The organism is Syntrophomonas sp. DTU019 (assembly GCA_913757435.1).
In the GTDB taxonomy this organism is placed as follows: Bacteria; Bacillota; Syntrophomonadia; order Syntrophomonadales; family Syntrophomonadaceae; genus DTU019.
In genome coordinates, this window is the sequence record CAJYDM010000004.1 from 19,049 (window position 1) to 31,942 (window position 12,894).

Consider the following 12,894-nt stretch of genomic DNA (forward strand, 5'->3'; position numbering starts at 1 on the left):
ATTTCTGTATGGATGAAGGTTTTTATGGCTTCGATAATCAGCATCATCAATTTAAAAGGCGGGGTGGGAAAGACCACCATAACTGTAGCCCTGGCGGAGTTTATGGCTTTGCAGCACCAGCTCAAGGTCTTGGTGGTGGACCTGGACCCGCAAACCAATGCCACCATGGCCTTAATGAACGAATACGAATGGAAACGGCGCAATGTCAGGGGTCAGACCGTGGTGCAGCTTTTCCGTGACCGACTGCAGCAGCAGCGCACCGTATTCTACGCTGAGGAGGCCATCGTACACCGGGTCTCAAACATCGGGGGAGGCATTGCTGGGCTGGATCTGCTGCCCTCCAGCCTGGATCTAATCGACCTGCAGGACAATTTGGCTGGCATAGAGCCCAGCGGGATCATTTCTGACCGCCCCCTGACAATACTCGGTGAGGCCTTGGCAGAATTGGCAACCGCTTATGATCTGGTCTTAATCGATTGTCCACCCAATTTAGGCCTGATCACTCAGAATGGGCTGGTTTTCAGTCAGTATTATTTGATCCCGGTCATTCCCGATATACTATCTACCTATGGCATCCCTCAGATCGTCAGCCGCGTGCGCCGCTTGGTTACAGAGACCGGCGCTCAGCTTGAGCCTCTGGGAGTGGTGATCAATAAATACCGCCACCAAAGCGCCCTGCACCGCACCCAGTCACATATACTCAGCATGGATGCGGACCGATCTGGATATGGGCGGGTATTTAATACCATCCTGCCGGAGAGTTCGCAGGCTGCAGCGGCTATGGATTTTTCTGTGCCTTATTCCAGTTTGCACGGCAAATACGGATATCAAGTGCCTTATCAGCAATACCGTCAATTGACCGAGGAGGTTCTGCATTATGTCCGACGAGAGACTGAATAAATGTATGGCTGAGATGCTGCATATTCTTGCCGAAGAGGTGGCAGGCAACAAACGCCTGGCCAGCAGACTCTCGGTACCCTGGCAGGCCTATATAGCTGAATCGGCCATACCTGCAGACAAACCCCAGCGAAAGAAAAAGGCTCCGGTTAAGGAGCCCCCTGCCATTGATCCCTTCAAGGCATTCCTCGAAGGCGGTAGTATTCTGTTGTTGAAGTCCTTAGATAATCTGGATGCTGCTCAATGCAAAAACCTAATCAGTCATTACGCCCTGGACCCCTCCCGTAGTTACGTGCGACTGCGCAGGCAGGATAGGTTGGTAGAATTGATTGTGCAACGGGTCAAGGCGGTTGTGAATAAAGGCGAGGTATTTAACGATTAGTAGGCAGTGATTCTGCAGCTGATTTTTCAATGTCCTCTCCTGACTTTTGCAAAATAGAGGAAGAAGAAAGCTCTCCGCGCCCCTAGATGATAGGCAATTGAGAGCTTTTCTTTTAATTGTAGGATTGTATATCTAAGCTTTGCGGATGTCTTTCAGTTTACCATACGGTAAGATTTCAGGAAGTTGTAAAGTACTTAGGATTGCCGAAAAGTCTTCATTTGATTGGTTCTTTAGATAATATGAGCTGTTGCTTTTTGCATCATCAATAACAGTAAGATTAGCACTTCGAAGAGCATCTTGGATCTTTTCGGTAGACAACTCAAGTTTTTCTTTTCTGAGTTTGTATTCTAGATACCGCTGGATTACCAAAGCCAGGTAGCACATTACGAAATGGCCGCGAATACTCGATTCTGTCCAAACAAAGATGGGTCTGGCCTCTAAATTGCTTTTCATAACCCTGAAGCTCTCCTCAATCTTCCAAAGGCCTTGATAGATCCCTATCACCTGCGCCGCTGACAGGCTTTTGTCCGAGCTTTGAATTCCATAATATCCATCGAATTGTGCATCCATTTCAACCTGATTTTCGTTGAATGAAACGTGATCGTCATCAAAAATGGCCAGTTGCACATACTTTTTGCCACCCTTTTTCATTTCTGCTTTGAGACTGGATTTGGAGTCCACAAGGCGCCGGGACTTCTCTATCAATCGTTCGCGGTCTCTACGGTCTTTCTCAGCACGTTTAGCTGACCAAGTTATCACCATATTGTCATCGAGCAAGACTTTTTCGCCATTAATCTTAACACTGTTCTGAAAATTGCAGACCTTCCATTTAAATTGCGGGCTCTCCACAGTGTAGCCCTCGTCCCCAAGAACTAGGTTCTTAATTGCTTTACTTGCAGATCGGATTTTGTATGCCATGACATAATCAAAACCTTTTGACCTGAGGTAGGCCAGGTTCTGTTTAGAATTTAGCCCACGATCAGCGGTTATTATAATCTTCTTTATGCCATAGGTTTCCCGTAAGTATTCCATAACTGGCACCAGCGTCTTAAAATCATTGGTATTTCCGGGGAACAGTTCATAGCTAATTGGGATGCCCTCATCGTCAATTAAGAGCCCCATTACGACTTGGACCTGATTTACTTTGTTGTCTTTAGAATAACCGAACTTCTTAAGTTCATCGGCTCTGACTGACTCAAAGTAATAAGTGGTAACATCGTAGAAAGCAACTCCAAGGTTGCGTGTCATTTTAAGTGATAGCTGCTTGTTCAAGTGCCTTTCCAGAGATTTCTTTTCATTGGCAAGAAAAGAAAGACTCCGGTATATTTGTTCTAAATTCATTTCCTTGGAGTTGATAAAGAACTCCTTTTGTTCAAAGCTCTTTTTCTTTGATGCCGGTTTTAGCAGCCGGAAGTAAACGAGCATAGATGTCGTATCTTTGACTTTGAACTTAAGGTTGGAATCACGCTTCTGGCGATAATCGAAGAAGTAATCAAGTTTCAATTCATCCCAGATACTCTCGTATACCTTAACGCCGTAATTACGAATAGGAAAGCCTTTAGCAGCGTCGTTATCAGATCCTTCCAGGTAATGCTGGATATCTTTAAATATTGCTTCTTGTTTAAGACTCTCGTTGAAAGCCCTGGACTCCCGGCATTCTCTGCGCAAACGATTCAGAATTCCAGGCTCCTGCGCTTCCAATTCGTCTGCACGCCCTAATACCTTAAGTACCCTGGTCTTGGGCTTCTTATTAACTGGATCCCGATAAGACTCCACGATTCTCACATATTTGATCCCTCGGCTGTTATATACCTGTAGACTGCTCATGCCTGCACCCCTCGTATGAACCAAGTATAGTATAACCATATTATAACATACATACGTTAGATATACAGTAGAGGGATATAAAAAATACCCGATAAATACTAATATTACAGCATTTACACGGGTATTCTTTTCAGCTTATCTGCAAAAGTCAGGAAAAAGGCTCCGGTTAAGGAGCCCCCTGCCATTGATCCCTTCAAGGCATTCCTCGAAGGCGGTAGTATTCTGTTGTTGAAGTCCTTAGATAATCTGGATGCTGCTCAATGCAAAAACCTAATCAGTCATTACGCCCTGGACCCCTCCCGTAGTTACGTGCGACTGCGCAGGCAGGATAGGTTGGTAGAATTGATTGTGCAACGGGTCAAGGCGGTTGTGAATAAAGGCGAGGTATTTAACGATTAGTAGGCAGTGATTCTGCAGCTGATTTTTCAATGTCCTCTAGTTCGCGGGCGCGTTTGAATACCTGATGTTCTACTCTCCGCAACTCCTCCATAACTTTATCGTGCGTCAAGCTGAAGTACTTGGCCAAAGACGATATCTGCATCGGTTTGCCATCTTCGATGCCCCATCTTTTTTTAAGCATGAGGGCATCTTTCTTATCCATTTGCGCGAGCGCTTTTACCACGTACTCATGTTTGGGAAGCATAATACTGATACTATCTCCTCCCTTACCTGGTACATTTTGTCTGGCCTATAGTCTCTTGCCAGCTACATATATCTTACAATAATATATTATTGGTAGGCCATAGTTATTAATAAAAGTGATTGTTAATTTTTTCTCAACCATACAAAAAGTGCCAGGTTTTACCCTACAGCACTTTTCGCTGAAATATCTGCGGTGTTTAGACAGCTGCCGGTCTAGCTCGATATGCCGCAGGTTTTGCTCTGCGACACTTTCACGGCTGACATTCATAGTGTAATTAGACAGCTGTTAGCTCGCTCAATTAACAGATCTCAAGTGGCTACTGCGCTGTTTTTTGGATCTTAGCCCAACTGTCACGCAATGAGACGATACGGTTGAAAACCAGTGCTCCCGGTTTGCTATCGGGGTCTACACTGAAATATCCATGGCGCAGGAATTGAAAACGGTCTTCAACCTGAGCCTCGGCCAACTCCGGCTCTACCAGGCAATTGTTCAGAACTTGCAGCGAGTTGGGGTTGATCTTGGTTACAAAATCAGTACCGTCTTCGTCACTGTCAGGATCTTCGACCAGGAATAGCTTTTCGTACAGTCGGACCTCTGCTGGGATAGCATGACTGGCTTCCACCCAATGCAGAGTGCCTTTTACCTTGCGTCCCGAGGCCGGACCGCCGCTCCTGGTATCCGGATCATAAGTGCAGTACAATTGAACGATATTGCCTTCGGCATCTTTCGCCACTTTTTCGCATTTAATTATGAAAGCGCCTTTCAGACGCACCTCGCCACCCGGGAAGAGGCGGAAAAACTTTTTCACCGGGACCTCCATAAAATCATCCTGTTCAATGTACAACTCCCGCCCAAACGGTACTTTTCTGCTGCCTGCGGCCGAGTTTTCCGGATTGTTTTCGATTTCCAGCCATTCAACCTGGTTTTCCGGGTAATTGGTCAGGACAATCTTGAGGGGTTTTAGGACAGCCATCACCCTTTGGGCTTTCTTGTTCAAATCCTCTCTGATGCAATGTTCTAAGAGGCCGATATCCACCACGCTGTCGCGTTTGGCCACCCCGATGCGCTCGCAGAAATCGCGGATCGACTCAGGCGTGTAGCCGCGGCGGCGCAGGCCAGAAATGGTAGGCATACGCGGATCGTCCCAGCCATTGACAAAACCCTCCTCAACCAGGCGGCGCAGCTTGCGCTTGCTCATCACAGTGTAATTGAGGTTGAGGCGCGCGAACTCGTATTGATGCGGTTCACTGCCAGGACGCACGTTTTCGATAAACCAGTCGTATAAGGGACGGTGGTCGGCAAACTCCAGGGTGCAGACCGAATGGGTGATATTTTCCTTGGCGTCCCCCAGGGGATGGGAATAATCGTACATCGGGTAGATGCACCATTTATCCCCGGTGCGGTGGTGAGTAGCCCGCATGATACGGTATAAAACCGGATCGCGCATATTCATATTGGGCGAGGCCATATCGATTTTGGCCCTCAAGACCCGGGAGCCGTCGGGGAATTCCCCGTTTTTCATGCGTTCGAACAGGTCCAGATTTTCCTCAATGGAGCGGTTGCGGTACGGGCTATCCTTGCCAGGCTCGGTCAAAGTGCCGCGATAAGCCCGGATCTCCTCAGCGCTGAGATCGCACACATAGGCTTTGCCTTCTTTTATAAGCTGCACCGCCCAGTCATAACAGTCCTGGAAGTAATCTGAAGCGTAATATAGGCGATCATCCCAATCAAAACCTAGCCAGCGCACATCGCGCATAATGGACTCCACAAACTCGGTCTCTTCTTTGCTGGGGTTGGTGTCGTCAAAACGCAGATTGCACAGGCCGTTATTGGCTTTGGCCAAACCAAAGTTGAGACATATCGATTTGGCATGGCCGATATGCAGGTAGCCGTTCGGCTCTGGCGGGAAACGGGTATGTATGCTCCTCACCTTTCCGGTTTTTAGGTCATTGCTGATGATGTCCTGAATAAAATTGACTGGTAAGTCCCGGTTTGCACCTAGGCCGGCTTCATCCGGTGTTCCTGCTGTCGTCATAATGAACCCCCTTATATGTTCCAACACCCTGCTGTACCAATCTTCTGCATTCTGCGGGGTATTTATCGCCGTATATACTAACTTATAATTATATCCCCCCTCATCACCTGAAGCAAGTGCATCAAACAATGACACAGGGGGACGCTTTATCTGTGTCATTTTTTAATTCACCAAAGAATCATTATTTTGGAATTAATAAATGCCAGAACTGACACAAAGATAGATTTCCCTTACATATTAACAAATGAGAGACTCTGAGCTATCAGACTGACTCCATTGCCGCGCCGCTGCACCGTGCCCCGCACCAAGAGAGGCCCCTGCTGTTCTCCAAAAATAAAAAATGACACAGGGGGACGCTTTATCTGTGTCATTTTTTAATTTACCAAAGAATTATTGTTTTGATTTAATAAATGCCAGAACTATAGATTTCCCTTACATATTAACAAATGAGAGACTCTGCGCCATTAGGCTGACTCCATTGCCACGCCGCTGCACCATGCCCCGTACCAATAGGGGTCCCTGCTGCTCCCCAAAAATAAAAGATCCATATTGAAAATACACTCGTTCAAATACCGTTACATCAAGGAGCCCGAACTCATCCTCCAGAGACAGGAATACGGTAATTTTGCCGCTGCGGGTGGGGGGGCGGTGGGGACGCAGCAACAGCCCGGCTGCAGTTATGCGGTCGCCGCTGGCCATCCGTTTGGCCTCACAGCTGGACTTGATGCCGCGCCGCTGCAGCTCCGGCCTATAAATGGCCATCACATGATGTTCGGTATCTATTCCCAGGATGAGGCGCTCCCAGGCGGCCTTTTCTAATAGTGAAAAATCCTCCCCCTCCCCTGCCGGAGGGGCAAAAAGCTGGGCTGTGCCTTGTTCCCTACTGCGGCGCCATTCCAGCCAGCCCGGTAGTTCCAACAGCATCTGACGACGGTTCTTATGCAGGTTGTCCAAGGCTCCGCATTTGATGAGATTTTCCGCGATATCCCGGTCAATACCGGTGCGGCTGATGAAATCGGGCAGGTCCTTATAAGGCCCTGGCTTGCGCCCGGCGATAATGGCTTGCAAGGCTTCCCGGCTGATGCCTTTAACCTGCTTGAGCCCGGTGCGGATGTGTTCGTTCCCGATAGCCTCAAAACCGGCCTGGCTGAGATTGACATCCGGGGGCAGTATGCTGATGCCGCGGCGGCGGGCCTCGTTGCAGAGTATGGCCGGAGGATAATAACCCAGCGGCTGGTTGTTTAACAAGGCCGTGAAATATTGGGCCGGATAGTGCTGGATCAGATAGGCGGTCTTGAAGCTGGTAGTGGCAAACGCGGCCGCATGGGCCTCGCAGAAGCCGTAGCTGGCATACCCGGCGATATAGGAGAAAATTTTTTCGGCCAGCTCGCTGTCAATGCCCCGCGACATTGCCCGGCTGATGAATTTTTCCCCGATCTCCTCCATGGCTTTGCGAGAGCGGGCATGAGTCATCACCCGGCGCAGCTGATCGGCCTCCCCCGGGGTGAAACCAGCGATAGCAATAGCGATCTCAATCACCTGCTCCTGAAACAAGACCACCCCGTAAGTCTTCTCCAGGATAGGCTTTAAGAGGGGGTGGAGGTATTCTACCTCTGCCCGGCCCTGGCGGCGGTCAATGTAGGGTTCCACCATATTGCCCTTGATGGGTCCGGGGCGTATCAAGGCCATGCTGGCCACCACATCCTCCATATGACTGGCCTCCAGGCGTGCCTGCAAGGCCCGCTGCGCCGGGCTTTCCAGTTGGAAAACCCCGATGGTCTCACCCTGGCGGATCATGGCATAGCTGTCCGGGTCATCCATGGGGATACTGTCGTAATCGATCCCCTGGCCCTCCTCATTCAGGGAAGCCAGGGTATCCTGCACCACTGACAGCGTCCTTAAAGAGAGCAGATCCAGTTTGACCAGGCCCAATTCTTCCACATCATCTTTATCAAAATGACAAATTACCGGACCCAGGGCCGATTTCTGCACAGGGGTCAACTGTTGCAGGGGGATATCACTGATCACCACTCCGCCCAAGTGCATTCCTAAGAATTTGGGGAAACCTGCGATCTTTTCACAGACATCCAGCAAAAACGCATAGCGCTCCTCATGCAACGGGCTGTCTTTCAATTCCGGCAAGAGGTCCATCATCTTGCGGATATTATCCGCATGAGTATGGGGCAGTTTTTTGGCCATGGGACCTATTTCTTCCTCCGGGAAGCCCAGGGCTTTGCCCACCTCACGCAAAGCAGAACGCCCCTGAAAGGTGTTATAAGTGGCCACCCTGGCCACCCGTTCCTCCCCATAGCGCTGATAGACATAATCAATCACCTCATCACGGTGACGGTATTCGAAATCAATGTCAATATCCGGCAGTCCCTGACGTTCCAGGCTCATGAAGCGCTCAAAAAGCAAACCTCTCTGCAGCGAATCCACCTCAGTGATGAACAGGCAATAGGCCACCAGTGAATCGGCCGCCGAACCCCGCCCGGCATAGCGGATGCCATGGCGGCGGGCAAAGCAGGCCAGATCCCAGACCACCAGGAAATACTCGGGGAAGCCCAGTTTTTCGATGATATCCAGTTCTGTCTCCAGGCGCTGTCTTATTTTTGAGCTTATCCTGTGATAGCGCTTTTCGGCCCCCGCAAAAGTCACCTGACGCAGCAAAGTGGCAGCCTTCTGCCCCGGTTTTAAATGGAAACAGGGAAAATGGATTTTGTCGAGTTCAAGTGCCGGTTCGCACCTCTCCGCAATCTGCAGGGTATTCTGCAAGGCCTCGGGGCAGAATCGGAATAATTCTTCCATCTCAGGGGAGGATTTGAGATAGCTCTCCCCGTTTAAAGGCCGGGCAGGATGTATATCCTGCACCGTGCTCAGGGTGCGTATACAGGTAAGAATGTCATGCAGCACGAAATCCTCGCGGCTGGCGTAATGGACATTGTTGGTGGCCACCGGTTTTATGTCCATGGCCCGGGCCAGTTCCAACAGGCTCTGATTTAGCAAATGATTGCCGGGCAAGAGGTTATCCTGCAGCTCGATATAGAAATTATCGCCCCACAGATCTTTATAGTGCGAAGCCAGTTCAGCAGCTTCGCGGCAGCGCCCCTGCAGAATCAGTGAGGCCAGTTCCCCGCGGCGGCAGCCCGACATGATAATGACTTCTTCCAATGTCAGGAGAGCTTCAAAACTGGCCCCCGGTTCCCCTCGAGGATTGTCCAGGTGGGCTCTGCTGACCAGGCGGCATAAAGAGGCATAGCCCCGCGGGTTTTTAGCCAGGAGAGTCAGATGGGTGCCATTATCGAGGGTGATCTCCACTCCCTGAATGGCCTTGATGCCTGCCGCCCGGGCGGCCTTCTGGAAGCGCACCGCCCCGCTCATACAGTTATGATCAGTCAAGGCCAGGGCGGGCATATCAAAACTGGCTGCCCGGGCTACCAGTTCCTCAGCCGAACTGCCTCCATCCAGAAAAGAAAAAGGTCCGTGCACATGCAGATGAACAACCATATCCTCACCTCAAAATGACACATGGGGACGAATGACACATTTATCTGTGTCATTTTCACCCCTTTTTACCCCTCCAACCAATAAATGCGGGAGACTTCCCTTGTGGTCGAAATCCATAGGAGAAACCCATGAAGTCCTGTTCATAGATGGCGTTTAGTATCTGTGCTGCTACTGCCTGTACAAGTTTGTCTTCATAGGCGGGTATTCCGAGCGGACGCGTTTTGTCTGTTCCTGGCTTGGGGATGCGAACCCGCCTGACCTCTTGCGGTTTGTAGGCTTGTTTCTTCATTCTTGACACCAGGTTTTTGATGTTTTCTTCCAGGTTTTCGCCGTAGTCTTTTCTGGTTACCCCATCCACTCCTGGTGCTTTTCGTGCTGCCATCTGGTTATGTGCAGCACTTAGCGTATCCTCGTTGATGAGATGGATTAGGGTCATGAATTTGTACTTGGGATTTTCTCTTGCTCGTTCGGCTATCCTTGCCAGTTGCGTTTCCACTGTCTTCTCCTCTCCAGTAGGACAATGTTTCCTTGACTAAGGGCTATAATACGTTGCCGCCTTTCCTCCCCAGGCATTACCCTGTTCATCAGTACTATGCAGCAATCCGACTCCCTGACAGACTTTTGGCTCCCTTGCTTTGTATTGCTTGTCGGCCATACTCCCCTGCGGAAGAACTGTCAGGGTCTCCCGAGTTACCGTGACTTAACAATGTGTAACGTGCCAAGGTCTCTGACCCCGGAGGAGCCTCAGCGTTCTCGCCCTATCGACCGCTGAGGTGTTGCCTTCTGCTGGACGTACGGCATCGGCCTCCTCATCCACACACATTTCGGGGCTCATTCCCTTCAGCCTCTGGCTTTCGGCCCATTACCTCGCCTGCCTACGCTTAAACGCTTCTGTTGCCAGTTGCGCTCCAAGGCTGGCTACGAGTGGTTGGCTAGTCCTTTCTCGGTGGGCTTCTCACCCACTATATGTCACGACCTTGCTCGGTCGCTCGCGTCCCCCTGTGTCCTAATCGTAAATCCTGTACAAAAACCATTGCTTCAAAGTGAGGTCACAGTAAATCTCACGTATGCCTCCGTCCTGACACAACACCCGAAAGAAAGCCTTCTCACTCTCTCCTTCCCACCAGCAACCGGTGTCCCGCCAGCGTTCCAGAATTTTTTCCACTGCCAGAACATAGCCGCCGTAACGGATTGCAACCGGAGCCCCTTTACGGCATCGCACCCCGATAGAAATCGGCTTTACTCCCATCACTGCACCTCCGCCTTGCCCTTCAAAGCTTTATGATCTGCCGGAAAGCGCCACGGATCCCACAGAGCCAAAACCTGTTCGCGGCGTTCCACCTCTGCAGGGCCCAGCCTGATCTGCCCTGGAAAGCGCGCCTCCAGGCTATGCAAGGCGTCCTCCAAATAGGAGTTATGACGCTCCCGCTCACCAACCGGTAAGGTGAACAAATCCTGCTCCTGCCAGTTTAAGACCGCCACTTCCTCCAAGACCACCCTCCCCTGCCAGCTCCCTTGAAAAGGGGGCAACTGCCGCCACAACCCCAGGAGGATATTATTCAGGCGGCGGGACTCAAAACAAGGCTGGCTCAAGCGGCGTTCCCGGATCATATTCTGATACCCGAAAATCTCTAAGCGCACCCGCGAGGCTCCGGCTCCACGCTCCCCTAAGAGCCCTGCCAAAGTCTGCGCCGCCAGGCTCAAGTGCTGCCCGATTCGCTCCATGCCCTCTTCTTCACCAGCGCTGCCCAATGGCACCGCCAGGCGCCGGGGCGGATACAACCCCACTACCGGGGTATCGTCCAAACCCTGGCTGGTTCTGGCCAGGAGATCCGCTCTCTTGCCTACCAATAGGGCCAGGCGCTGACGGGGCAGCCGGGCTATTTCTCCCACGGTACTAAAGGCTGCCCGGGCCAATTTCTTGACCTCTTGCGGCTTTAAGGGCGGAAATTGCTTAAGGGGCAATTGGCTGAGGAAATCCGCTTCACAACCGGCTATCACCTCAGTGATTGCGGCCCGGGAAGTGTTATGCCAACGGCACGCCCCTTTAGGGCTTTTAGAACCCAGGTCAGCTTGCACGGCGACGAAGGCCAGCAGACGCGAGCTGGCCCAGCCTATCATTAATTCTCCCACCAGCGAGGCTATTTTCTCGGCCAGATCCCCAACAATCTGGTTAGCTGACCCGCAGCCGCTGATATCCAGATATACGCTGCCATCTTGCTGCGGTTCCACCAGCGGCGTGCAGTGGCTGCAGATTTCCAGCCCGGCTTCGCCAATCCCTGTATTGACAGCTTTAATAAAAACAATATTTCGCACAACATCATCCGCCTGTTCAAACAATGTTTAGTATAAACATACTATAATAGAACACTTGTTCGGTCAACAGGAAAGCCTTGGAGGAAGGTGCTAAATGATGACTGAATTGCTGTCCTATCTGATATATCTGGCTGAGAAAAGTGGTCTGTTGAGCTTTACGGCCTCCTTAATGCTGGAAAACCAATCCATGCTGCGTGTTTAGAAAAGTCGGATTTAAGTTCAATACCGAGAAGGCGGAATTGTTGAATTAAATAAAATCTTTAGTCGGGATAAGATCCTAAGACTTGTCACATTAGACTATCTCGGCAATACTGGTTTGATGCGGTATACGCCGACAATTCTAAGACTTGTCACATTAGTCTGTCACCACAAAAAAAGGGCAAAAAAATACCCGCCTAGGTTTTAAGCGGGTTTAGAGAGAAATATTGTGAAGGGGTGGGGGTAGCTATTTAATAGAGTTTACTATTTTTAGGGAGTTAAGTAGGCCTCGGGATAATTAATAGGTTTATCCTTGGACCATTCTCCTTCATAGGCCAGTTCGCCGGTGGTGTAGTATGATTTGCCATAACCACTGCGCAACCCGTTCTCCCAGTTACCTTCATATCTCAAAGTGCCATCGGGATAGAATTCCTTTCCATACCCGGAACGCTTACCTTCTTCCCAATTTCCTTCATAACGTCCTCCACTTCGATAATAAGCACAGCCCTTGCCATGTGGCTTTCGGTCCTTGACCTCTCCTTCGTAATTAGCAATCAAGGCGTTTTTTAGAACCAGGTCATCAATCCGCGCCAAGCATGCTCCTCCTCTCGATAGGCCTTGCCATAATTCCGCTCTATTACTCCTTTTTACTAGCAGGCCCTTTTTCTAGTTCTGCCGGTGTTTCTTAGAACCCGGCAGGTTCTTTTAATTTATCTATACGTATTTTAATAACTCCTCCTGGCGCTTAACATGCCATTTTATGGCCTTTCTATAGGTGATTTGATGACATCCAGCCTTCTTGGGGACAATCATCCAGCTGTCTTGATCCTCGGCCGAGGAAGCGGATGCGTTTCCGCTCATTTCCACACCCGCAAGAGACGCCAACCTGATTGCCTGGTTGTCTTTACTCTGCGGGATCATCCCTGCCGTGACGAATCTTCATCTCCTGGCTTCAACCTCCCCGAAAAGATTACTACAATGCAACTGGTTCTGATCAATTATATAAGCAATCTTTGTGCCAATTTATCGATTTGAGAGTTATAAAAATTATAAAACCGCCCCGAGGGGCGATTTTAAGGCATTTATTAA

At 50.0% G+C, this 12,894-nt stretch carries 12 protein-coding genes; 3 read left to right on the forward strand and 9 right to left on the reverse strand.

Annotated features, from left to right (window positions below; genetic code table 11):
* Nucleotides 1–24: 24 nt before the first annotated feature.
* The gene (locus AC15IQ_RS10720; RefSeq protein ID WP_483179080.1) at nt 25–900 is read left to right on the forward strand and encodes a ParA family protein; all 876 of its coding nucleotides are present in this window, start codon (nt 25–27) and stop codon (nt 898–900) included.
* Nucleotides 878–1,279 carry a hypothetical protein gene (locus tag AC15IQ_RS10725; RefSeq protein ID WP_483179081.1) on the forward strand — a complete coding sequence of 134 codons (402 nt, stop codon included), beginning with the start codon at nt 878–880 and terminating at the stop codon, nt 1,277–1,279. The genes AC15IQ_RS10720 and AC15IQ_RS10725 overlap by 23 nt, the downstream gene beginning before the upstream one ends.
* Nucleotides 1,280–1,411: 132 nt before the next feature.
* On the opposite strand, the gene AC15IQ_RS10730 is transcribed toward AC15IQ_RS10725, so the two are convergent.
* A complete protein-coding gene (locus tag AC15IQ_RS10730) occupies nt 1,412–3,106 on the reverse strand; it encodes an IS1634 family transposase (RefSeq protein WP_483176844.1) in 1,695 nt (564 codons plus the stop codon).
* Between the two features lie 225 nt (nt 3,107–3,331).
* Here AC15IQ_RS10730 and AC15IQ_RS10735 point away from each other — a divergent pair, with 225 nt between their 5' ends.
* Nucleotides 3,332–3,505: a hypothetical protein gene (locus AC15IQ_RS10735; RefSeq protein ID WP_483179083.1), complete on the forward strand. Its 174-nt coding sequence runs from the start codon at nt 3,332–3,334 to the stop codon at nt 3,503–3,505.
* Here AC15IQ_RS10735 and AC15IQ_RS10740 read toward each other — a convergent pair.
* The 8 genes from AC15IQ_RS10740 to AC15IQ_RS10775 form a co-directional block, all read right to left on the reverse strand.
* Entirely contained in the window at nt 3,495–3,728 is a 234-nt protein-coding gene (locus AC15IQ_RS10740) for a hypothetical protein (RefSeq protein ID WP_483179085.1), read from the reverse strand. The two genes, AC15IQ_RS10735 and AC15IQ_RS10740, sit on opposite strands and share 11 nt — an antisense overlap.
* A 337-nt stretch (nt 3,729–4,065) precedes the next feature.
* Complete coding sequence (locus AC15IQ_RS10745) at nt 4,066–5,784, reverse strand: glutamine--tRNA ligase/YqeY domain fusion protein (protein ID WP_483179086.1); 1,719 nt, start codon at nt 5,782–5,784, stop codon at nt 4,066–4,068.
* Between the two features lie 432 nt (nt 5,785–6,216).
* The gene (locus tag AC15IQ_RS10750; protein ID WP_483179088.1) at nt 6,217–9,291 is read right to left on the reverse strand and encodes a DNA polymerase III subunit alpha; all 3,075 of its coding nucleotides are present in this window, start codon (nt 9,289–9,291) and stop codon (nt 6,217–6,219) included.
* A 55-nt stretch (nt 9,292–9,346) separates the two neighbouring features.
* Complete coding sequence (locus AC15IQ_RS10755; protein WP_483179089.1) at nt 9,347–9,787, reverse strand: RNA-directed DNA polymerase; 441 nt, start codon at nt 9,785–9,787, stop codon at nt 9,347–9,349.
* A gap of 510 nt (nt 9,788–10,297) precedes the next feature.
* Nucleotides 10,298–10,540, reverse strand: a complete 243-nt coding sequence (locus tag AC15IQ_RS10760; protein ID WP_483179090.1) for a DUF6504 family protein — start codon at nt 10,538–10,540, stop codon at nt 10,298–10,300.
* Nucleotides 10,540–11,607, reverse strand: coding sequence for a hypothetical protein (locus AC15IQ_RS10765; RefSeq protein WP_483179091.1), 1,068 nt, complete (start codon nt 11,605–11,607; stop codon nt 10,540–10,542). The genes AC15IQ_RS10760 and AC15IQ_RS10765 overlap by 1 nt, the downstream gene beginning before the upstream one ends.
* Before the next feature lie 468 nt (nt 11,608–12,075).
* Nucleotides 12,076–12,399: a hypothetical protein gene (locus AC15IQ_RS10770; protein WP_483179092.1), complete on the reverse strand. Its 324-nt coding sequence runs from the start codon at nt 12,397–12,399 to the stop codon at nt 12,076–12,078.
* 120 nt (nt 12,400–12,519) lie between these two features.
* Nucleotides 12,520–12,726, reverse strand: coding sequence for a hypothetical protein (locus AC15IQ_RS10775; protein WP_483179093.1), 207 nt, complete (start codon nt 12,724–12,726; stop codon nt 12,520–12,522).
* Nucleotides 12,727–12,894: the final 168 nt, after the last annotated feature.